The sequence below is a fragment of the Streptomyces sp. NPDC107546 genome, assembly GCF_055639175.1.
In genome coordinates this window covers 224,961-246,610 of sequence record NZ_JBVKBA010000003.1, presented here as the reverse complement: position 1 = coordinate 246,610, position 21,650 = coordinate 224,961, and the positions used below count along the sequence as shown (strand labels likewise).

Sequence of the window (21,650 nt, the reverse complement as noted above, 5' to 3'; positions counted from 1 at the left end):
GGGGTCGCAGGGCTTCCAGGGCAACCAGGGCACGCAGGGCACTGCTGGTGTTCAGGGTTCGCAGGGCTTCCAGGGAACCCAGGGCTCTCAGGGCGATGTGGGTGCTGCGGGTGCGCAGGGCTCCCAGGGTGACGTGGGTGCGCAGGGTTCGCAGGGCTTCCAGGGAACCCAGGGCTTCCAGGGCACCGCCGGTGCGCAGGGTTCGCAGGGGTTCCAGGGCGATGTGGGTGCCACCGGTCCGCAGGGCTTCCAGGGTGACGTGGGTGCCACGGGTGCGCAGGGCTCCCAGGGTGACGTGGGTGCGCAGGGTTCGCAGGGGTTCCAGGGCGATGTGGGTGCCACGGGTACGCAGGGGTCCCAGGGTGACGTGGGTGCGCAGGGTTCGCAGGGCTTCCAGGGAACCCAGGGCTTCCAGGGCACCGCCGGTGCGCAGGGTTCGCAGGGGTTCCAGGGCGATGTGGGTGCCACCGGTCCGCAGGGCTCTCAGGGTGACGTGGGTGCTACGGGTGCGCAGGGCTCCCAGGGTGACGTGGGTGCCACGGGTGCGCAGGGATCTCAGGGTGACGTGGGTGCGCAGGGTTCGCAGGGCTTCCAGGGAACCCAGGGCTTCCAGGGCACCGCCGGTGCGCAGGGCTCGCAGGGGTTCCAGGGCGATGTGGGTGCCACGGGTCCGCAGGGCTCCCAGGGTGACGTGGGTGCGCAGGGTTCGCAGGGCTCTCAGGGTGACGTGGGTGCGCAGGGTTCGCAGGGCTTCCAGGGAACCCAGGGCTTCCAGGGCTTCCAGGGCACCACCGGTGCGCAGGGTGTTCCCGGCCTGCAGGGTCCCCAGGGCTTCCAGGGAGACGTCGGTGCGCAGGGCGCCACCGGCACCACGGGCCCGCAGGGCGCGACCGGCGCCACCGGCCTGACCGGCGCCACTGGTCCGCAGGGTGATCAGGGCGCCACCGGAACCACGGGCGCGACCGGCCCGCAGGGGCCGCAGGGCGACACCGGCGCCACAGGGACTCAGGGCCTCACCGGTCCTTCGGGCCCCCAGGGCGCCACCGGTGCCACGGGTCTGACCGGCGCCACTGGCCCGCAGGGTGCTCAGGGCGTCGCCGGCCCGCAGGGCCTCCAGGGCACCGCCGGTGCTCAGGGCTCGCAGGGCACTCAGGGCACCCAGGGCGACGTGGGTGCCACGGGCGCCCAGGGCGCCCAGGGCTTCCAGGGTGCCCAGGGCTCGCAGGGCACTCAGGGCACCCAGGGCTCTCAGGGTGCCCAGGGTGCGGTCACCACCACCGTCGTGCCCGGGACTGCGGGACCGACGTCGACGGCCACCTGCCCCGCCGGCCAGTCGGCCCTGGGCGGCGGGTACCAGGCCGCTCCCGGCTCGGCCGCAAGCGAGAACGAGCCCATCGGCACCACGGGGTGGCAGGCGACCAGCAACGACGGCACTGCCCTCACGGCCTTCGTGATCTGCAGCCCGTGACCGTCCGCTCGGCCGCTACATGAGCGACGGTGCCCCGAGGCCTCGCCTCGGGGCACCGCCCGCGTTCGGTGCGCCGAGCCACGTTCCACGACATCGACCCGAACCGGTCCGGCCTGCCGGGAAGACACACTGGCCTTGAGTAGCGTGAGGGATGCGTTCCGGACGACCGGGCACCCTCGGACCACTGAGCGGTAAAGTCGGTAATAAAATCGGAGAAGTATGCGTATTCTTGTGACCGGCGGTGCCGGATTCATCGGTTCTGAATATGTCCGTCGGCGGCTCGAATCCGATCCGACAACGCGGATCACCGTTCTCGACAAACTCACGTATTCGGGGGTCGAGGCCAATCTGGCGCCGGTGGCGGAACACCCGGGTCACACCTTCGTCCAGGGCGACATCTGTGATCCGGACGTGGTCGACCAGGTGATGGCCGGCCAGGACGCGGTGGTCCATTTCGCCGCCGAGTCGCATGTGGACCGGTCGATCGAGGGCGCCGGACCGTTCGTCCGTACGAACGTGATGGGCACCCAGGTGCTCCTGGACGCCGCCCACCGGCACCGCGTCGGCCGCTTCGTCCATGTCTCCACCGACGAGGTGTACGGCTCGATCAGCGAAGGCTCCTGGACCGAGGATTGGCCGCTGGCGCCGAACTCGCCGTACTCCGCCTCGAAGGCCGGGTCCGATCTGCTGGCGCTCGCCCACCACCGCACCCACGGCCTGGACGTCGTGGTCACCCGGTGCTCCAACAACTACGGGCCGTACCAGTTCCCCGAGAAGGTGATCCCCCTCTTCATCACCAACCTGCTCGACGGCAGGACGGTCCCCCTGTACGGGGACGGCCGCAACATCCGTGACTGGCTGCACGTCTCCGACCACTGCCGGGGCATCGACCTGGTGCTGCACGGCGGCAGGGCCGGGGAGGTCTACCACATCGGCGGCGGCACCGAGGTGAGCAACCACAAGCTCACCGGGCTGCTCCTCGACGCGGTCGGCGCGGACTGGGACCGGGTCGAGCACGTGGCGGACCGCAAGGGCCACGACCTGCGCTACTCGCTGGACGACAGCAAGATCCGCGAACAGCTCGGCTACGCACCGCAGGTGGACTTCGCCGAGGGGCTGGCCGCCACGGTCGCCTGGTACCGTGCCCACCGCTCCTGGTGGGAGCCGCTCAAGGAGAGGGCCGAGCCGCGATGAGCACCGGCTGGCTGGTGACCGGCGCGCGCGGGCTCCTCGGCCAGGACGTGCTGACCGAGCTCGCCGCCGATCCGGACGCGGTGGTGACGGGGCTCGGACGTGACCGGCTCGACCTCACCGACCCGGCCGCCGTGCGCGCGGCCGTCACGGGTCACCGGGTGGTCGTCAACTGCGCGGCCTGGACGGACGTCGACGGCGCCGAGGCGTCCGAGGCGGCGGCGACGGCCGTGAACGGCACGGGTGTCCGCCACCTGGCAGCGGCGTGCGCGGACAGCGGCGCACTCCTGCTGCACATCTCCACCGACTACGTGTTCCCGGGCGACAGCCGTCGGCCCTACCCCGAGGACGCGCCGACCGGGCCCGTCAACGCGTACGGGCGCAGCAAACTGGCGGGGGAGCGGGCCGTGGCCGAACTGCTGCCGGACACCGGCTGGATCGTGCGGACCGCCTGGCTCTACGGCGCGCACGGGCGCAACTTCGTGGCCACCATGCTCGACCTCGCCGGCCGGCGCGAGACCCTGGACGTGGTGGCCGACCAGTACGGCCAGCCCACCTGGTCCCGCGCGCTGGCCCGGCAGCTCGCCGCCCTCGGTCGTGCGGCCCTGGCCGGGCGGGCACCGGCGGGCGTCTACCACGGCACGGCGGCCGGCCACACCACGTGGTACGGCCTGGCACGGGAGACCTTCCGTCTCGCCGGCCTCGACCCGGAGCGGATCCGCCCGGTCGGCTCGGACAAGTACCCGCGCCCGGCCGCGCGACCGACGTTCGGCGTCCTCGGGCACGGCAACTGGGCCCGCTGCGGCCTGCTGCCCCTCCCACGGTGGGACGACCAGCTCGCCGCGGCCCTCGCCACGCCCGCCTTCGCCGCTCTGGCCGGGGCGGCGCGCGCGAGCGGCGCGCGCCAGCCGGCCTGACGGACACGACGCACACACGAAGGCGCCCTGCGGAACCCGACGGTCCGCAGGGCGCCTGCCGCATGTGGGCGCTAGACGAGCAGCGGTCCTCCGCAGCGCTCCGCACCCTCCTTCATCGCGATGAGGTTGGCGACGACGTAGGAGATGTTGTTCTGCGAGTGCCACTCGGTGGGGAAGTAGGTCACCAGCCGCGACGACTGGAACCTCGCCTGGATCTCGGGCACGAACGCACGGTACTGGTTGTCCGTGTAGTACCAGAACGAGTTCTCGTTGTAGAAGGCGACATGGGTCGGGTCCTGGTACGCGCCGCGGCCGTCGGAGCTGGGCGTCATGCTCAGGAGCATGCCGCCGGGTGCCAGCAGCCGGTACAGCTCGTTGATCAGCGGCACCTTCGCGGGCACGTGCTCGAGGAAGTCCACCGCGCGCACCAGGCCGACGGAGTTGTCGGGCAGGTCCAGCTGCTCGGGCAGGGTCGCGACGATGTCGACGCCCTCTCCCGGGTACTGGTCCACGCCCATGTAGCCGGGCGGCTTGCGGTGGGCCGCGCCGAGGTCCAGCGCGAGCAGCCCGCGCCGGTGCGTCCAGGCGAGGGCGTTGGCCTCGATGTACTTGTCGTACAGGGCGACCGTCTCGCGCTGGATGTGCGCGTTGATCTGCGGGTCGCGCTGGGTGTTCGCGGGGTGCATCCGCTGCAGGTACAGGCAGCGGGGGATGTGGTGGAAGTCGCCCAGGTGGAACAGACGGCACATCAGGTCCTGGTCGTCCAGCACCGTACGCGTGGCGTCGTACCCGCCGGCCTTCTCGTAGCTCTCCTTGCGGAACGCCCGTACGTGGTTGGGCGCGTACCAGATGTAGGAGACGTTGTGCGGGGTCGGCGCCATGGAGAGGGCCTGGAGCAACTTGCGGCCGTCGACGCGCACCTCTTCGTACTTCCAGCCGTGCGCCTCGTTGAAGCGGGTGTCGTCCCGCTTGCCCGCCTCGGTGATCTGCGCGGTGTTGCTGTAGACGAGGACGGCCTCCGGGTACGCGTCGAACGCCTTGCCGAGTTCCGCCAGGCACGCCTTCGCCAGGAGGTCGTCGTGATCGAGTTCCACGAGGATCTCGCCGCGTGCCAGTTCGCAGGCCCTGCGCTTGGCCGCCCCGACCCCGCGGATGCTGTCCGCGATCTCCACCCGGACCCGGTCGTCGGGCTGCTCCGGGCGCCACCGGGCGCCGTTGTTGAGCAGGACGATCCACTCCCAGTCCGAGCAGGTCTGCGCCTGCAGGGTCTTGAGGCACTCATCGAGGAAACGGGGCTGGTGGCTGGGGGTGAAGACGGAGAACCTGGGTGTCGCTGTCGACGTCATCTGGTGGCACCTGCCTGGCTCGATGTCGGGGTTGGGCTTACGTCGTCCCGGAACGGTTCCGGTACCTCGGGGTGCAGTGACGGGTCCGTCTCGACGGCGCGGCGGAACTCCTCCTCGGCCTCGCCGTCGCGGTGCTTGTCCGCCAGGATCCGTCCGAGCTGGAGATGGGCCGTGGCGGCCCCGGGAGTGGCGGCGATGGCACGCTTCAGGAGGGTGACGGCCCGGTCGCTGTCGCTCGACTTCAGCAGGATCGCCTCGTTGTAGAGGGCCGACGCGTAGGACGGGTCGATCTTCAGCGCCTTGTCGTATGCCTTGCGGGCCTCGGCGGTCCTGCCCTCCTGCTGCGCGACGACCCCGAGGTCGTACCAGGCGACCTTGTTGTGCGGGTCAAGTTCCAGCACCCGCCGGTAGGTTCGGGCCGCCCCGGCGAAATCGTGGTACTGCAGCTGCAGATTGGCGGCCTGAAAAAGCGTGCTCGCCTCCTGGGCCCTGCGGCTCGCCGACGCGTTCTTGGATTCCGGGGGTGCGGCCCAACGGGAATGCATCACCCAGAAGGTCACTCCGGCGGCGATCGCTGCCGTCGCGGCGAGCCCTGCCCACAATCTCCTACGTTTCACGCGGCCGACGTTACGAGCCGACCTCGTTGACGTGGGCATTCGGCGGGTAATTGACGCCGTGGACCACTCGAATGTACGCAACGCAGAGGTACTCGGCGGGAGCGATTCCCCAATTCGGTGTTCTCATCCGTTAATTGGGTGGACCGCTCGTCAATTCACCGCCGCCGAAGAGATCGTTGAATGCTTCGGATGTGCGCGGCGGTGCGGGTGTGTGGCGCCCGGTCCGCGCGTCATGGTCGTCCACGCGGACCGGGGCCGTCGAGGGGAGCCGTCGTGCGGCTCGGAGGGTCAGCCCGCGGTGATCGGTTCTCGCGGGTCGGCCAGTGCGGCGCTGTGCGCGTCCATGCGTTCCGCCGACAGGATCGCCGCCGCCGTGTCCGCGCGGGACGCGGCCACCACCAGGGCGCGGCCCGCCAGTGTGTGGGCGCGGCGGTGCAGTGCCGTGATGCGTGGCTCCGACCCGCGGGCGGCGGTCGTCGCGCGCACGGGTGCCACGCCACCGCGCAGCCGCCTCACCTGCTCGGCGAGCCGCTCCGCGGCCGCATCCAGGTCGGCGGAGGGTGCCAGTGCCCGCAACTCGTCCGTCACCGTGAGCAGCGCCGCCAGATGGCCCGCGAGCTGGATGTCCAGCTCCTCCTCGCGTGAACGGTGTGGAAAGTCGGCGTCGGTGGCATCGGCCATCGTGTGGACCGACTTGGTGCGGATCGGTTCGTACATGAGATGGCCTCCCGTGCTCTGACAGGAAGCCATCTTAGCTTAGAAGGCGTCTAAAGTTGGCCGGATCGCAGAATTGGTCGGTGCTCGCGCGCCGCGAGCGTCACGGCTGGCCGTAGCCGTCCAGGAAGTTCCCGATGCGGGTGATCGCCGAGGTCAGGTCCGCCACCGTCGGCAGGGTCACCACCCGGAAGTGGTCCGGCTCGGTCCAGTTGAAGCCCGTTCCCTGGACGACCATGATCTTCTCGCGGCGCAGCAGGTCCAGGACCATCTGCCGGTCGTCCTTGATCTTGAAGACCTTCGGGTCGAGGCGGGGGAAGAGGTACAGCGCGCCCTTCGGCTTCACGCACGTCACGCCCGGGATCTGGGTCAGCAGGTCATACGCCGCGTCCCGCTGCTCCTTGAGCCGTCCGCCCGGCAGTACCAGGTCGTTGATCGTCTGCCGGCCGCTGAGCGCCGCCACCACGCCGTGCTGGCCCGGCATGTTCGCGCACAGGCGCATGTTCGCCAGGATCGTCAGGCCCTCGATGTACGACTCCGCGTGCGCCCGGGGGCCCGAGATCGACATCCAGCCCACCCGGTAGCCGGCCACCCGGTACGCCTTCGACATGCCGTTGAAGGTGAGGGTCAGCAGGTCCGGGGCCACCGCGGCGGTGGGGATGTGCCGCGCGCCGTCGTAGAGGATCTTGTCGTAGATCTCGTCGGAGCAGACGAGCAGGTTGTGGCGGCGGGCGATGTCCGTCAGGCCCCGGAGGACCGTCTCGTCGTACACCGCGCCCGTCGGGTTGTTCGGGTTGATGATGACGATCGCCTTGGTGCGGTCGGTGACCTTCCGCTCCACGTCGGCGAGGTCCGGCATCCAGTCGGACTGCTCGTCGCAGCGGTAGTGGACGGCCGTGCCGCCCGACAGGGAGACCGCCGCGGTCCACAGCGGGTAGTCGGGCGCCGGTACGAGTACCTCGTCGCCGTCGTCCAGCAGGCCCTGCATGGCCATCACGATCAGCTCGGAGACGCCGTTGCCGATGAAGACGTGCTCGACGTCCGTCTCGACGCCGAGGGTCTGGTTGTGCATCACGACCGCGCGGCGCGCGGCCAGCAGGCCCTTGGCGTCGCCGTAGCCGTGCGCCGTCGAGACGTTGCGGAGGATGTCCTCGAGGATCTCGGGCGGGCACTCGAAGCCGAAGGCGGCCGGATTGCCGGTGTTGAGCTTGAGGATGCGGTGACCCGCCGCCTCCAGCCGCATCGCCTCCTCGAGAACCGGACCCCGGATCTCGTAGCAGACGTTGGCGAGCTTCGTGGACTGGATCACCTGCATGCCCGCGAGCTTACGGCCGCGTAACGCCGCACGCGGCGTGTTTTCCACCACGTGAGACGAAAGGGATCGGCCGGTTGTCACCGCGACTGCACCACGAATCGCGTGCGCCTCTACAATGCGCCCACATGTCATGGCAGCATCACCCCGGTGACGGCGCGTACGGCCCGGATGGCGGGGCATACGGGTCGAACGCCGCGAACGGCGCGGCGGCCGGGTACCCCGCCGGTGGGTCACATCCGGACGGGGGCGCGGACCCGAATCAGCCGAACGTGTATCACCCGTATGTCGTAGCAGAGCCGGACTACGAGGGTTACGCCGATCCGGCGGCCGCCCATGGCTGGCAGGACGCCTACGACGAGACGCGCGAGCTGCCTGTGACCGCCGGTGGCCTCACTGATCCCGGACCCGTCGGGGGGACCCGCGCTTCGCGGCGCCGGGCCCTGACCCCGTCGCGCTCCCCTCTGCCTCGCCGTGCGGCCCTCGTCGTGGGCGCGCTCGGTGCCGTGGGCGTCGCCGTCGCACTCGCCGGCGGCTTCGGCTCCGGTTCCTCCGGCGCACCCGCGGACGCCGGGCAGTCGGCCCGGCCGAAGGCGGCACCGTCCGCGCCGCCCACGGAGGCGACCGCCGCCGCCTCCTCCGCCACCGCCGGGCCGTCCCGCACCGCCTCATCCGTGACCGCCGTCACCAAGGTGTCCGCCGCGCCCGGCGCCTCACGGGGCGCCGCCCCGGTGTCGACGGCCTCCGAAGCGCCCACAACCGCCGTGCCCACCGCCGGGGCGTCCTCCGCCTCTCCCACCGTCACCGCGAGCGCCACCACGCCGAGCAGCTTCGACGGCAAGCCCGGCCGTGGGCGGGGGGCGACCAAGGGGCCGAAGTAGGAGTAGCCGCCAGGGGGTCGCGGCCGAAAACCGCTCCTTGTCCCCGCACGCCCCTCCAATCACAATGCGCATGACAAATCAGGAGCGGCCGGAAGACCTCCTGCCGTCCACGTCAGCGCCACCTCATCGAGAGGGGACCCCCCACATGAGAAAGCCTCTCGCCGCCGCGCTCCTCGCTCTGGCCCTGGCCGGAGCCGGCGCGGCGCCGGCGGTCGCGGCACCCGTGCCCGCCGCCGCAGCGACGGTCACGGCCACCCCGGCGGCCACCGCCGCGGCCGCCGGAACGGCGACGAAGGACAGGACGGCCACGATCCAGGCCGTCGACTTCGCCGGCACCGTCTCGCTCAGCAACTGCTCCGGCTCCGTCATCCGCTTCCCGAACTCCGCGGACGGCGATCCCGCGCTCGTCCTGACCAACGGCCACTGCCTGGAGACCGGATTCCCCGAGCCCGGCGAGGTCATCGTCGACCAGGCCTCCAGCCGCTCCTTCGGCCTGCTCAACTCGTCCGGCAGCAGGATCGCGACGCTGCGCGCGAGCAAGGTCGCGTACTCGACGATGACCGACACGGACATCACGATCTACCAGCTCACCCGCACGTACGCGCAGATCAGGAGCTCCTACGGCATCAGCCCCCTCACCGTCGCCGACACCCACCCCGTCGCCGGAACCGCCATCAAGGTCGTCTCCGGCTACTGGAAGCGCATCTACAGCTGCAACGTCGACGCCTTCGTGTACCGGCTGAAGGAGGGCGACTGGACCTGGAAGGACTCGGTCCGTTACACCTCCGCCTGCGACACCATCGGCGGCACCTCCGGATCGCCCGTCATCGACAACGCCACCGGCAAGGTCGTCGCCGTCAACAACACCGGCAACGAGGACGGCGAGCGCTGCACGGAGAACAACCCCTGCGAGGTCGACGCGAGCGGCAACGTCACCGTCCGCCAGGGCATCAACTACGCCGAGGAGACCTACCAGATCCCGGCCTGCTTCGGCGCCGGCAACAAGCTGAACCTCGGCGCGAGCGGCTGCGTCCTGCCCAAGCCGTAGCAACCCGCCGCGGGGCGGGCGGTCACACGGGAGTCCTGCGGACCGACCGCCCCGCCAGTACGTCCGTTCGCCGGCCGTCCTCGATCACGAAACGGCCGTCGACGAGGACGTACGGGATGCCCGTCGGCAGCGTGCGCGGTCGCTCGAAGGTGGAACCCGCCGCGACCGTGGCCGGGTCGAAGAGCACCAGGTCGGCGCGGTAGCCCTCGCGCACCAGGCCCCGGTCCGGCAGGCGGAGGCGGGCCGCCGGGCGGCCGGTCAGATGCGCCACGCACTCCTCCAGGGTCAGCACCCCCAACTCCCGTACGTACCGGCCCAGATACTCCGGAAAGGTCCCGTACGCCCGTGGGTGCGGCCTGTCACCCTGGAGGATGCCGTCCGAGCCGCCGGTGTGGACGCGGTGCCGCATGATCGCCCGCACATTCTCCTCGTGGCCCACGTGCTGGAGGATCGTCGAGCCGAGGCGGTCCTCGGTCAGCAGGCGGCGGGCGAGGGTCCACGGGCTCTCGCCGCGCCGGTCCGCCGACTCCTGGACGGTCCTGCCGACGTACGACGCGAGCGCCGGGTCGGCCACGCCCGAGATCTCGATGGTGTCCCACTCGACGGGCACGCCGTGGCAGCCGTCGGCGCCGACGACCTCCAGGTCGTGCCGGATCCGCTCGGCCGTCCTGTCGTCGGCGAGCCGCTTGAGGATCTCCGCCGGGCCGCCCTCGCTCGCCCAGCTCGGCAGCAGCGCCGCCAGCGTCGTGGAGCCGGGGGTGTAGGGATAGGTGTCCAGCGTGATGTCGGCGCCTGTCGCCAGCGCCTCGTCGAGCAGGGACAGCAGCTCGGGCGCGCGGCCCTTGTTCACGCCGAAGTTCATGGTGGCGTGGGCCAGGTGCAGCGGGCAGCCGGCCTCCCGGGCCAGGCTCACCATCTCCTCGTACGCCGCCAGGGCGCCCGCTCCGTAACTGCGGTGGTGTGGGCAGTAGTAGCCGCCGTAGGAGGCCACCACCCGGCACAGCTCGGTGAGTTCGGCGTCCTTCGCGTACATGCCGGGCGTGTAGGTGAGCCCGGACGACATGCCGACCGCGCCCTGTTCCATGCCCTCCGCGACCAGCCGCCGCATCCGGTCCAGCTCCTCGGGCGTCGCCTCCCGGTCCTCCCAGCCGACGGCCAGCATCCGCACCGTGCCCTGCGGGATCAGATAGGCCGCGTTGACCGCGACGCCCTCGTCCAGGCGGTCCAGGTACTCGCCCACCGAACGCCAGGTGAAGTCGATGTCGTCGCCGTACCCGTTCCAGCCGGTGATGGTGCGGCGCACCTCTTCGAGCGTGCGGTCGTCGGCCGGGGCGTACGACAACCCGTCCTGCCCGATGACCTCCAGCGTCACGCCCTGCGCGGCCTTGGCGCTGTGGTCCGGGTCGCGCAGCAGGGCGAGGTCGCTGTGCGCGTGCATGTCGATGAAGCCGGGGGCCAGGGCCAGGCCCCCGGCGTCCAGCTCGCGCACGGCCCGGGGGCGTTGGCAGCCCGCCTGGGCGGCCTCCTGGACGATCGAGACGATCCTGCCGTCCTTGATCGCCACATCGGCGCGGTAGGAGGGGTCGCCGGTGCCGTCGACGACGTCGGCGTCCCGAATGACGAGATCGGCGAGGTCGGTGAAATCCACGGGGTCCATACCGTCCACGGGGCCTCCTGGAAGAACGTGCGATGTGGTCGAGCTGGGAGAACGGGATGTGGTCGACCTAGAAGAACGTGCGGACGTAGTCGACGACCGTGCCGTCCGCCTGCGCCACCGGGATCAGCTGCCACTTGTCGAACGACGTGCACGGGTGCGACAGGCCGAGTCCGACCCAGTCCCCGACCTCGACGTCCGCCTCGGGCGTGGTGCGCAGCCAGGCGTGCTGGTCGGACAGCGCGGTCACCGAGACGCCGGTGGCCGGCCGCTCCTCGCCGTCCCGGCGCACCACCTGCGCGAAGGGCAGGTCCAGGTCGTAGGCCGCGTCCCGCTTGCCCGCGTTGACGAAGGCCTGCTCGGGGGAGGGCCGCGACACCACCTGCGCCCACAGCCGGAACGCCGGCTCCAGCGCGCCCTCCTCCGGGATCCGGGTGAACGGGGTGATCCTGCGGTAGTGGCCGTCGTCGTGCGAGACGTAGGCGCCCGAGCGCAGCAACTTCAGGATCGTCGCGGAGAGTTCGGGAATCTCCGCGAAGACGTCCGCGACCGCGTCGAACCAGGCGCTGCCGCCCGCGCTCACCACGATCTCGTCGCATCCGGCGAAGCGCCCGGCCATGTCGAGTTCGACGGCCAGCGCGACCAGCCGGCGCAGCCACGCGCGCACCCGGTCCGGGTCCGGCTGCGGCACCTCGCCCTCGTAGCCGGCGACCCCCACCAGGCGCAGCGTCGTGGTGGCGGCCACCGCGTCCGCGACCGCCGCGCACTCCGCCTCCGTCCGTACGCCGGTGCGGGCGCCCTCACCGGCGGCCAGCTCCACGACCACGTCCACCGGGCGGGTGGTTCCGGTCAGCGCCGCGTCCATGAGTTCGACGCCGCGTACCGAGTCGACGTAACAGATGAACCGGAAGTCCGCGTCCGCGGCGAGTTGGTCGGCGACCCAGCGCAGGGCCGCGGGGTCGACCAGTTCGTTGGCGAGGAACACCCGCTGGATCCCGAACTCCCGTGCCACGCGCACCTGGTGGGCGACCGCGAGCGTGATGCCCCACGCGCCGTGCTCGATCTGGCGGTGGAAGAGCTGCGGCGCCATCGACGTCTTGCCGTGCGGGGCGAAGGCGAGGCCGTGACGGGCCGCGTACGTCTCCATGAGGGTGAGGTTGTGCTCAAGGCGCTCCGCGGAGAGGGTCAGCACGGGTGTCGTGAATCCGCCGGTGAACAGATTGCGGCGCTGGGCGGCCAGCTCGCCGACGGTCAGTCCCTCGGCGTCCGGAGGGAGGCCCTTGAAGCGGTGGTCGACGCGTTCATCGGCCAGGCGGGCCAGCGCCTCGGTGCCCATGGAGCCTCCTGATCTGGGCCGTTGCAGTACATGCAACGGCCATTGCGTGTGTCGCTTACGGCTGTCTAACATCTCGGCCGACGCGGGGTCAACGGACGCCGACCGAACCCGCACCCCACAAAGGAGCTACGACCATCGTGACCACCGACGGATCCGGCAAGGCCCCCGACGTCGTGGACGTCGTCACGCTCGGCGAGTCCATGGTCACGTTCCTGCCCACGGCGCCGGGACGGCTCGCCGACGTTCCGTCCTTCGAGCGAGCCATCGGCGGCGCCGAGTCCAACGTGGCATGCGTGCTCGCGGCCGCCGGGCACTCCGCGCGCTGGGTGAGCCGGGTCGGCGCGGACGGCTTCGGTGACCACCTCGTGGAGACGATCGGGGCGTACGGCGTCGACGTGTCGTTCGTACTGCGGGATGCGGCGCGGCCCACCGGCGTCTACTTCCGCACGGCCGGGGACCGGGCCGCCGACGCCCACGAGGTGGCGTACTACCGGGCCGGCTCGGCGGCCTCCGCGATGACGGCGGACACCGTCGACCTGGACGCCGTGCGCGCCGGCCGCGTGCTGCACCTGTCCGGCATCACGGCCGCGCTGTCCGGGCCCTGCCTGGACCTGCTGCGCGAGCTGACCGCGCCCCGCCCCGGCCGACCGCTGGTCTCCTTCGATGTCAACCACCGTCCCGGGCTGTGGCGCGAGGCGGCGGGAGCACGGGTACTGCTGGAACTGGCGCGGGGCGCGGACATCGTGTTCGTGGGGGACGACGAGGCACATGAGGCGTGGGGACTGCACGGCGCCCGAGCCGTCCGGGAGGCGCTGCCCGAACCGGAGATCGTCGTCGTCAAGCAGGGCCGGGGCGGGGCGACGGCGTTCGAGAAGGACACCGACGGCAGGTGCGAGGGCGCGACGGGCACCTCCACCTTCGCGCCCGCGCTGAACGTCGACGTCGTGGCCGCGGTCGGCGCCGGGGACGCCTTCGCCGCCGGATTCCTCTCCGCCACCCTGCGCGGGCTGCCCGTCCGTGACCGGCTCCGCCACGGCCACCTGATGGCCGCCGCCGCGCTCACCGTCCCGGGAGACCTCGCCACGCCCCCCGCCCGCGACCACGCCGACCGCCTGGCCGCCCTCGACGACACCGCCTGGGGGACACTTCGACTCGGCCCCGGCTGGACCGAAGCCGCACCACGGGCCGAGGAGGAGGTACCCACGCCATGAGCCAGACCGTCGACCGGGCGCTGAGCATCCTGCCGCTGCTCGCCGAGGGGCCCGCCGATCTCGGGCAGGTCGCCGACCGGCTCGGCGTGCACAAGTCCACCGCGCTCCGCCTGCTGCGCACCCTCGACGAGCACGGCCTGGTCTACCGCCAGTCCGACCAGCGCTACCGCCTCGGCGCCCGGCTCTTCGCCCTCGCCCAGGAGGCGATGGAGAACCTCGACATCCGCGAGATCGCCCACCCCCACCTCGTACGCCTCAACGAGGAGTGCGGTCACACCGTGCACCTCGCCGTCTACGAGGAGGACGAGGTGCTCTACATCGACAAGGTGGACAGCCGCTATCCGGTCCGCATGTACTCCCGGATCGGCAAGCCCGTCGCCATCACCGTCGCGGCCGTGGCCAAGCTCCTCCTCGCCGACCTGCCCGACGCCGAGCGCCGCGCCCTCGCGGAGAAGCTCGACTACCCCCACTACACGGCCCGTTCCACCCCCAACGCCGCGGCGTTCCTGCGCGAGTTGGAGCAGGTGCGCGAACAGGGCTGGGCCACCGACCTCGGCGGCCACGAGGAGTCCATCAACTGCGTCGCCGCCCCCATCCGCGGCGCCGACGGACGGGTGGTCGCCGCCATGTCGGTGTCCGCACCGAACGTCGTCGTCACCGCCGAGGAACTCCTCACCCTGCTCCCGCAGGTGCGCCGCACCGCGGACGCGATCAGCGGCGAGTACTCCGGCAGAACACCAGTAAGGGACCCCGAATGACGGACAAGATCGCCCTCACCCCGAAGACCCACACCACCCCGCCCGCGAAGTTCTCGCACGGTGTGAAGAAGGGGAACATCCTCCAGGTCGCCGGCCAGGTCGGTTTCCTGCCCGCCGAGGAGGGCAAGCCGCCCACGCCCGCGGGCCCCACCCTGCGCGAGCAGACCCTCCAGACCCTCGCCAACGTCAAGGCGATCCTTGAGGAGGGCGGCGCCACCTGGGACGACGTCATGATGATCCGCGTCTATCTGACGGACGTCGACCACTTTGTCGAGATGAACGAGATTTACAACGCGTACTTCGAGGAGCAGGGCCTCACCCAGCCGCCCGCCGCCCGGACCACCGTCTACGTGGGCCTCCCGGCCGACCTGCTGATCGAGATCGACGCGCTGGCCGTCCTCGGCTGACGCCCCGTCGGCTCCCACTCGCTCCCGCACTCCGTACGCCGTCACGGCACGGCACCCACCACCCCCTGGGATCATCAAGATGAGACCCAAGACGTAGGACATCGGGCTGGATTCGTATAACGATGCAGGGGCTGGCTGTGTCCGGCACAGGATCTTCGACCATACTGCCCGCTGTGGAGCAGCGCATTGGTTCGAGCAGCCAGCCCCTGGACGGCGCCGGGGTCGACCCGGCCTTCATCCCCGGGCTCACCTCACCCGTGTCCGTGGACCAGAAGGACCCCGTCGAACCGGAGGACTCCCTAAAGCCGGACGACTCCGTGGAGCCGGAGGACGTGGTTCCGGACAAGGAGGCCGCCGCCGGGGAACCGGAGCAGGAGTCCGCGGTCGAGGAGGCCCTCGCGGAGGAGCAAGAGGCCCCTGACGGCCCGGTGTTCGAGGCCGCGGACCGCCGCGCCCGGATCGTCGCCGACCGCAGCGGTGTACGGCTCCGCCTGGACGACCAGGAGTGCGAGTTCCGCTGGGACGAGATCGGCGCCGTGGAGACGGAGACCGCGCGCTTCGGGAAGCGGTTCACGGTGACCGTGCACACCCCGGAACGCCGCTGGTACCCCATCGAGATCGAGGCCGACTCCCGCGAACGTTTCAAGGAGTGGGAGACCCGGCTCGACGAGGTGCTGGACGCGTACTTCGAGGACGGCGAGGAGGAAAGCGCCGCCGTCGAGAGGGACGACGACTGACCGTGGGATACGGCCCCCCGGGATACGGACCCCCTGGACACAATCCCCAGGTATCCGGTCCCCTTGTGTCCGGTCCTCCTGCGGCCGGTGCTCCTGTAACCGGTCCTCCTGTGTACGGCCACCCGTCGCCCCCGACCGGACCACCGGGCTTCGGACCGCCGCCACCGGCCTACACCCCGTATCCGTCGTACGCTCCCTCGGCACCCCAGGTACCCCCCGGACCGGACTTCCTGGCCGCCGACCGTCACAACTCGGTGGTGGTGGACGCGTCGGGCGTCGCCTTCGAGATGCGCGGTCTGACGGCGGACTTCCCGTGGCCGGTGGTCCGCAGCGTCCACTACCGCCCCGGCGCCGACGAGAAGGCGCTCATGGTGGCTGTCGTGCACGTCGACGGCCGCGTGTTCGAGTGCGTGGTGAACGCGAAACGCCGCGAGAAGTTGCAGGAGTGGTTCGCCGAACTGGCGACGGTACTGGGGTACTACCGCCCGGTGGGCTGACTCCCCATGGGCTGGCTCCCGACGCGATGGCCCACAGCGGCCGGCCCGCTTGCCCTCCTCACGGCAGTTCGACGGTGTCGACGAACGCCAGCGCGGCAGGGCTGGGGTTGAAGTCGCTCCAGACCAGGTGCTCGATCCGCACCGGGCCCTCGGTGACCGGAACGGTGATCACGTCCGGCAGATCGCGGGTGAACGCCGTGGGCAGGAGGGCGACCGCGAGGCCCTGGCGGACGATGCGCGTCATCAGGTCCGCGGCGGTGACCTCGAAGGCGACCTCACGGCCGAGGCCGGCGGCGGTGAAGGCCCGGTCGCTCTGAGCGCGTCCGGGCGTGCCGGCGGGAAAGTCGACGAAGGTCTCCTCGGTCAACCGTGCCAGGCCGACCTCACCGGCCGTGGCGAGCGGGTGTGCGGTGCCGACGACGGCCACGAGACGGTCGCGGGCCAGTTCTCGCGCCCGCACGCCGAGCGGGCGGTCGGTCTCGGGCAACCCCAGGAAGGCGACGTCGAGTCCGCCTTCGCGCACCTCGGCCGTGAGTTCGTCGCTCGAGCCGACGCGCAGCGCGATCCGTACCCGCGGATGCTCGTCGCGGAACCGGTGCAGCGCGGCCGGCACATCGACCGCGGCGACGGTCGGGATCAGGCCGACGGCCAGACGGCCACGTACCTCTCCCACCGCTGCCGCGGCGTCCACGCCCGCCCGCTCGGCCGCCTCCAGGCACTGCCGGGCGGCGGGCAGAAAAGCCTCCCCTGCCGCGGTGAGCCGCACCCGGCGGCTGGTGCGCGCGAACAGCTTGAGGCCCAGTTCGCGCTCCAGGTTCGCGATCCTGTGGCTGAGCGCCGACTGGACGACGAAGCACCGCTCGGCGGCCCGCGTGAAGCTGCCGGTCTCGGCCACCGCGAGGACGTACCGCATCTGCTGCAGATCCACGCATCGATCTTCCGCACAGATGGATGCCATGACAAGCATGTGTTGGATTCATCGACGGGGGAGGGCCGACAGTGATGAGGTGACTACGACCAGCATGAACAGGGCCGTCTCTGCCTCCTCTGCCGCCCCTGCGGTCCCAGCCGGCCGGGCGGCCTCGACGCTCGCCACGGCGCTCGCGCCCGCGGTGTGGGGCACGACGTACAGCGTCACGGCCGGGTTGCTGCCCGAGGGGCATCCGCTGTTCGCCGGGCTCATGCGGGCACTGCCCGCAGGGCTGCTCGTCCTGGCCCTGACCCGCACCCTGCCGCGCGGCGTGTGGTGGGTGAGGGCGGGGGTGCTCGGTGCGCTCAACATCGGCGTGTTCTTCCCGCTGCTGTTCCTCGCCGCCGAGCGGCTCCCCGGTGGTGTCGCGGCCACCCTGGGCGCGGCCCAGCCGATCGTCGTCGCCCTCCTCGCCGTGCCCGTTCTGCGGGAGCGACCTTCCGTGTGGCGTCTGGCCTGGGGCGTCGTCGGCGTGGTCGGCGTCGGACTCGTCGTCATCGGGCCGAAGGCCGCGCTGGACCCGCTCGGCATCGCCGCCGGGCTGGCCGGCGCGGGGGCCATGGCGCTCGGTGTCACCCTCACCAAACGCTGGGGACGCCCCGCGGGGGTGGGGGCCATGACGTTCGCGGGCTGGCAGCTCACCGCGGGCGGGGTCGTGCTGCTTCCCGCCGCGCTGCTCACCGAGGGCGTCCCGGACCGGATCGGCGCTCCGGCGGTGGCCGGTTACCTGTGGCTCGGGCTCGTCGGCGGTGTGCTCGCCTACACCCTGTGGTTCCGCGGCATAGGCACCCTGCCCGTCACCGCGACCGCCCTGCTCGGGCTGCTCTCCCCGCTCGTCGCCGCCGCCCTCGGCGTACTCCTGCTCCGCGAGTCCTTCACCGGCCTCCAGCTGATCGGTTTCGTCCTGGCCCTGGCCGCGCTGCTCGCCGGGCAGATCACTCCGTCGCGGACGCGACCCGGCCGGTGACCGTCTCTGCGACACGGGAGGAGAGCCGCCCGGACCCCGGGCTTGCATAATCATGCGAGAGTGTGCATACACTTAGCCTCGTGTCCAAGGTGCTGACTTCCCTGCCTGTCGGTGAACGAGTCGGGATCGCCTTCTCCGGCGGTCTCGACACCTCTGTCGCGGTCGCGTGGATGCGCGAGAAGGGCGCCGTGCCCTGCGCCTACACCGCCGACCTCGGCCAGTACGACGAGCCCGACATCGCCTCCGTGCCCGGGCGTGCCACGGCCTACGGTGCCGAGGTCGCCCGGATCGTGGACTGCCGGGCCGCGCTTGTGGAGGAGGGGCTCGCGGCCCTGGCGTGCGGCGCCTTCCACATCCGCTCCGGCGGCCGCGTCTACTTCAACACCACCCCGCTCGGCCGGGCCGTCACGGGCACCCTGCTGGTGCGGGCGATGCTCGAGGACGACGTGCAGATCTGGGGCGACGGCTCCACCTTCAAGGGCAACGACATCGAGCGGTTCTACCGCTACGGTCTGCTCGCCAACCCCTCCCTGCGCATCTACAAGCCGTGGCTGGACGCCGACTTCGTCAGCGAGCTCGGCGGTCGCCAGGAGATGTCCGAGTGGCTGCTGGAGCGCGATCTGCCCTACCGGCACAGTGCCGAGAAGGCGTACTCGACCGATGCCAACATCTGGGGCGCCACCCACGAGGCGAAGTCCCTGGAGCACCTCGACACCGGCATCGAGATCGTGCAGCCGATCATGGGCGTGCGGTTCTGGGACCCGGAGGTCGAGGTGACCCCCGAGGACGTCACCATCGGCTTCGAGCGGGGCCGCCCGGTCACCGTCAACGGCAAGGAGTTCGCCTCCCCGGTGGACCTGGTCCTGGAGGCCAACGCGATCGGCGGCCGGCACGGCCTGGGCATGTGCGACCAGATCGAGAACCGCGTCATCGAGGCCAAGAGTCGCGGCATCTACGAGGCCCCGGGCATGGCGCTGCTGCACGCGGCGTACGAGCGCCTGGTCAACGCCATCCACAACGAGGACACGCTCGCCAGCTACCACACCGAGGGCCGCCGCCTCGGCCGGCTGCTGTACGAGGGCCGCTGGCTGGACCCGCAGGCGCTGATGCTGCGTGAGGCGCTGCAGCGCTGGGTGGGGACGGCGGTCACCGGAGAGGTGACGCTGCGGCTGCGGCGCGGTGAGGACTACTCCATCCTCGACACGACCGGACCGGCGTTCAGCTACCACCCCGACAAGCTCTCCATGGAGCGGACCGAGGACTCCGCCTTCGGCCCGGTCGACCGTATCGGCCAGCTCACCATGCGCAACCTCGACATCGCCGACTCCCGCGCCAAGCTGGAGCAGTACGCCCGGCTCGGCATGGTCGGCGGCAGCCCGGACCCGGCGCTGATCGGCGCCGCCCAGGCGGCCTCGACCGGCCTGATCGGTGCGATGCCCGAGGGAGGCGCGGAGACGATCGCCTCCCGTGGCGAGGGCACCGCCGACGAGGCCGAACTGCTCGACCACGCCGCGATCGAGTCGGGTACCGACTGAGAGCCCCGAAAAAAATGGGCGCCAGGCCCCATTGTGTTCGGGCCTCTGAGACCCGGACGAGCCCCGTCCTTGAGCGCACGGCCCGCCACCTCCACCGGAGGGGTGGGCCGTCCGGCACGGTCGGCCCCTGCCTACGGCAGCGCGTGCACGTGCGGGCCCACCGAGTTCGACCACGCGTTCTGGGACGCCGCGTCCCAGTTCGTCGACCACGTCATCGCGCCCCGGAGGTCCGGGTACGTCTTCGACGGCCTGAACGTGCCGCAGTTCGTTCCCTTCGCCAGGCAGTCCAGGGCGTTGTTCACCACGGAAGGCGACACGTAGCCGCTGCCCGCCGCGCTCGTCGAGGCGGGGACGCCGAGGCCCACCTGGGACGGGGACAGGCCGCCCTCAAGCTGGATGCAGGCCAGGGCCGTCAGGAAGTCCACCGAGCCCTGCGAGTACACCTTGCCGTCGCAGCCCAGCATGGAACCGCTGTTGTAGTACTGGGTGTTGACGACCGCCAGGATGTCCTTCACGTTCAGCGCCGTCTGGAAGTACGCGTTCGACGTCGACTGCATGTCGATCGTCTGCGGGGCCATCGTGATCACAAGCGATGATCCCGCCTTCGACGACAGTTGCCTGAGCGCCTGCGACATGTAGGTCGCGTTCAGGCCGTTCTCCAGGTCGATGTCCACCCCGTCGAAGCCGTACGTCTGCATCAGTGCGTACACCGAGTTCGCGAAGTTCGTCGCCGACGTCGCGTCGTTGACCGACACCGTGCCGTTCTGGCCGCCGACCGAGACGACCACCTTCTTGCCCGCTGCCTTCTTCGCGGCGATGTCCGCCTTGAACTGGTCTACCGTGTAGCCGCCCAGGCCGGCCGAGTCGAGGGTGAAGCTCACGGCTCCCGGTGTGCTCGTCGCGTCCGCGAACGCCACCGCGATGATGTCGTACTGCGACGGCACGTTCGAGATCCGCTGCACCGTCGCGCCGTTGTCGAAGTTCTGCCAGTAGCCCGTCACCGCGTGCTTCGGAAGCCCGGTGCCGCCCCCGCCGCCGGACGACGCCGTCGTGGCCGTCACCGCCGTCGACTTGGCCGACTCGCCCGCCGCGTTCGTCGCCGTCACCTGGAAGGAGTACGACGTCGAGGGGGACAGGCCGGTCACCGTCGCGGACGTACCGTTCGCCGACGTCACCTTCGTGCCGCTGCGGTACACGTTGTAGCCCGTCGCGCCCGTCACCGCGTTCCAGGACAGGGACACCGAAGAGGACGTCGTGCCGGAGACCGCCAGGCCCGTGGGGGGCGAGGGGACCGTGGGGGAGGGGTCGCCGCCCCCGCCGCCGTCCGGCCCGTACACCGACACGTCGTCCGCGTAGTACGCCGCCTGTCCGTACCAGCCGTGCAGGTACACCGTCACCGACGTCGTCGAGGCACCCGTGGTGAACGTCGTGGACAGCTGCTTCCAGCCCGTCGAGTCCGGCGTCCACGTAGACACGTCCGTCGTGCCCGTCCCCGTGGCGCCCAGGTAGGTGTACCCGCCCTGCACCCATGCGCTCAGCGTGTACGTCGAGTTCGGCTTCACCGCGACCGTCTGGGCGCACTGCGCGTGGTCCTGGCCCGCGGGCGTCGCCTTCAGGGCGGCCGTGCCGCCGTGCACCGGGGAGGACACCGTGGTGCCGCTGCCCGCCGAGCAGGTCCAGTCGGCGAGGCCCGACTCGAAACCGGCGTTCTTCGCGTTGTTCACGTCCGCCGCGGCCGCGTGGGCGGCGCCCAGCAGGGAGAGGGCGAGCGCGGCGACGGCGGCCCCGGCGAGGGTCCGTCTGCGGCGGGGCAGGACTGGTACGCGGTCCACTTCGGCCTCCGATGTGGGGAGAGGAAAGGGAGGAAAGCGCGGGAGGGCATTGCGGAACGGTGGCCACCGCCTGATGCTCCAAGAATTTGGTCCAGACCAATCCCGCTGTCAAGGGTCCTTGCGTCCTCAACGGTCCTGCGGGCGTCCGGAGTTGGGGCATATGCCCCTACTCTGTGTGGATCATGTCCCCACCTTCGGTGAGATGATCTTCCCGATTCTGTGTTGAGCGGGGCATGCCGTGGATATGGTGCT

The 21,650-nt window shown here is 71.1% G+C and carries 19 protein-coding genes and 1 pseudogene; 12 read left to right on the top strand and 8 right to left on the bottom strand.

The features are described 5' to 3' along the window. The 3 genes and pseudogenes from ACZ7L1_RS05960 to rfbD form a co-directional block, all read left to right on the top strand. Window positions 1-1,468: pseudogene (locus ACZ7L1_RS05960) on the top strand (collagen-like protein); the annotation flags it as partial. A 219-nt stretch (window positions 1,469-1,687) separates the two neighbouring features. Further along, on the top strand, window positions 1,688-2,662 hold the full coding sequence (rfbB, locus tag ACZ7L1_RS05955; protein ID WP_471434561.1) for a dTDP-glucose 4,6-dehydratase: 975 nt from the start codon (window positions 1,688-1,690) through the stop codon (window positions 2,660-2,662). Continuing rightward, complete coding sequence (gene rfbD, locus ACZ7L1_RS05950) at window positions 2,659-3,576, top strand: dTDP-4-dehydrorhamnose reductase (RefSeq protein ID WP_471434560.1); 918 nt, start codon at window positions 2,659-2,661, stop codon at window positions 3,574-3,576. Before rfbB ends, rfbD begins: the two co-directional genes overlap by 4 nt. Before the next feature lie 71 nt (window positions 3,577-3,647). Here the strand turns inward: rfbD and ACZ7L1_RS05945 are convergent, their stop codons facing one another. The 4 genes from ACZ7L1_RS05945 to ACZ7L1_RS05930 form a co-directional block, all read right to left on the bottom strand. Then, entirely contained in the window at window positions 3,648-4,922 is a 1,275-nt protein-coding gene (locus tag ACZ7L1_RS05945; protein WP_471434558.1) for a glycosyltransferase, read from the bottom strand. After that, on the bottom strand, window positions 4,919-5,539 hold the full coding sequence (locus ACZ7L1_RS05940; RefSeq protein WP_471434557.1) for a tetratricopeptide repeat protein: 621 nt from the start codon (window positions 5,537-5,539) through the stop codon (window positions 4,919-4,921). The genes ACZ7L1_RS05945 and ACZ7L1_RS05940 overlap by 4 nt, the downstream gene beginning before the upstream one ends. A gap of 288 nt (window positions 5,540-5,827) precedes the next feature. After that, window positions 5,828-6,256, bottom strand: coding sequence for an SCO4983 family protein (locus ACZ7L1_RS05935; protein WP_471434555.1), 429 nt, complete (start codon window positions 6,254-6,256; stop codon window positions 5,828-5,830). Window positions 6,257-6,356: 100 nt separating this feature from the next. Next, window positions 6,357-7,568: a pyridoxal phosphate-dependent aminotransferase gene (locus tag ACZ7L1_RS05930; RefSeq protein WP_471434554.1), complete on the bottom strand. Its 1,212-nt coding sequence runs from the start codon at window positions 7,566-7,568 to the stop codon at window positions 6,357-6,359. A gap of 125 nt (window positions 7,569-7,693) precedes the next feature. Between ACZ7L1_RS05930 and ACZ7L1_RS05925 the strand changes: the two genes are divergently transcribed. Together ACZ7L1_RS05925 and ACZ7L1_RS05920 are read left to right on the top strand one after the other, a co-directional pair. Beyond that, on the top strand, window positions 7,694-8,446 hold the full coding sequence (locus ACZ7L1_RS05925) for a hypothetical protein (protein ID WP_471434552.1): 753 nt from the start codon (window positions 7,694-7,696) through the stop codon (window positions 8,444-8,446). A 145-nt stretch (window positions 8,447-8,591) separates the two neighbouring features. Continuing rightward, window positions 8,592-9,494, top strand: a complete 903-nt coding sequence (locus ACZ7L1_RS05920; RefSeq protein ID WP_471434550.1) for a S1 family peptidase — start codon at window positions 8,592-8,594, stop codon at window positions 9,492-9,494. Window positions 9,495-9,516: 22 nt separating this feature from the next. On the opposite strand, the gene ACZ7L1_RS05915 is transcribed toward ACZ7L1_RS05920, so the two are convergent. Continuing rightward, window positions 9,517-11,151, bottom strand: coding sequence for an N-acyl-D-amino-acid deacylase family protein (locus tag ACZ7L1_RS05915; RefSeq protein ID WP_471434873.1), 1,635 nt, complete (start codon window positions 11,149-11,151; stop codon window positions 9,517-9,519). A 67-nt stretch (window positions 11,152-11,218) separates the two neighbouring features. Next, window positions 11,219-12,484, bottom strand: coding sequence for an amino acid deaminase (locus ACZ7L1_RS05910; RefSeq protein ID WP_471434549.1), 1,266 nt, complete (start codon window positions 12,482-12,484; stop codon window positions 11,219-11,221). A 137-nt stretch (window positions 12,485-12,621) separates the two neighbouring features. Between ACZ7L1_RS05910 and ACZ7L1_RS05905 the strand changes: the two genes are divergently transcribed. The 5 genes from ACZ7L1_RS05905 (at window position 12,622) to ACZ7L1_RS05885 (ending at window position 16,094) form a co-directional block, all read left to right on the top strand. Continuing rightward, a complete protein-coding gene (locus ACZ7L1_RS05905; RefSeq protein ID WP_471434547.1) occupies window positions 12,622-13,695 on the top strand; it encodes a sugar kinase in 1,074 nt (357 codons plus the stop codon). Then, window positions 13,692-14,453 carry an IclR family transcriptional regulator gene (locus ACZ7L1_RS05900; RefSeq protein ID WP_471434545.1) on the top strand — a complete coding sequence of 254 codons (762 nt, stop codon included), beginning with the start codon at window positions 13,692-13,694 and terminating at the stop codon, window positions 14,451-14,453. The genes ACZ7L1_RS05905 and ACZ7L1_RS05900 overlap by 4 nt, the downstream gene beginning before the upstream one ends. After that, complete coding sequence (locus tag ACZ7L1_RS05895; RefSeq protein ID WP_471434544.1) at window positions 14,450-14,860, top strand: RidA family protein; 411 nt, start codon at window positions 14,450-14,452, stop codon at window positions 14,858-14,860. The genes ACZ7L1_RS05900 and ACZ7L1_RS05895 overlap by 4 nt, the downstream gene beginning before the upstream one ends. A gap of 173 nt (window positions 14,861-15,033) precedes the next feature. Beyond that, window positions 15,034-15,597, top strand: a complete 564-nt coding sequence (locus ACZ7L1_RS05890) for a hypothetical protein (RefSeq protein WP_471434542.1) — start codon at window positions 15,034-15,036, stop codon at window positions 15,595-15,597. 110 nt (window positions 15,598-15,707) lie between these two features. Beyond that, window positions 15,708-16,094, top strand: a complete 387-nt coding sequence (locus ACZ7L1_RS05885) for a hypothetical protein (RefSeq protein ID WP_471434540.1) — start codon at window positions 15,708-15,710, stop codon at window positions 16,092-16,094. 58 nt (window positions 16,095-16,152) lie between these two features. Here the strand turns inward: ACZ7L1_RS05885 and ACZ7L1_RS05880 are convergent, their stop codons facing one another. Further along, window positions 16,153-17,022: a LysR family transcriptional regulator gene (locus ACZ7L1_RS05880; RefSeq protein ID WP_471434538.1), complete on the bottom strand. Its 870-nt coding sequence runs from the start codon at window positions 17,020-17,022 to the stop codon at window positions 16,153-16,155. Window positions 17,023-17,116: 94 nt separating this feature from the next. Here ACZ7L1_RS05880 and ACZ7L1_RS05875 point away from each other — a divergent pair, with 94 nt between their 5' ends. Both ACZ7L1_RS05875 and argG read left to right on the top strand, forming a co-directional pair. Next, window positions 17,117-18,031 (top strand): EamA family transporter, encoded by a 915-nt coding sequence (locus ACZ7L1_RS05875; RefSeq protein WP_471434872.1) that lies wholly within the window; start codon window positions 17,117-17,119, stop codon window positions 18,029-18,031. Window positions 18,032-18,111: 80 nt separating this feature from the next. After that, on the top strand, window positions 18,112-19,566 hold the full coding sequence (gene argG, locus ACZ7L1_RS05870) for an argininosuccinate synthase (protein ID WP_471434537.1): 1,455 nt from the start codon (window positions 18,112-18,114) through the stop codon (window positions 19,564-19,566). A 131-nt stretch (window positions 19,567-19,697) separates the two neighbouring features. Here the strand turns inward: argG and ACZ7L1_RS05865 are convergent, their stop codons facing one another. After that, on the bottom strand, window positions 19,698-21,398 hold the full coding sequence (locus tag ACZ7L1_RS05865; RefSeq protein WP_471434536.1) for a chitinase: 1,701 nt from the start codon (window positions 21,396-21,398) through the stop codon (window positions 19,698-19,700). Window positions 21,399-21,650 lie beyond the last annotated feature (252 nt).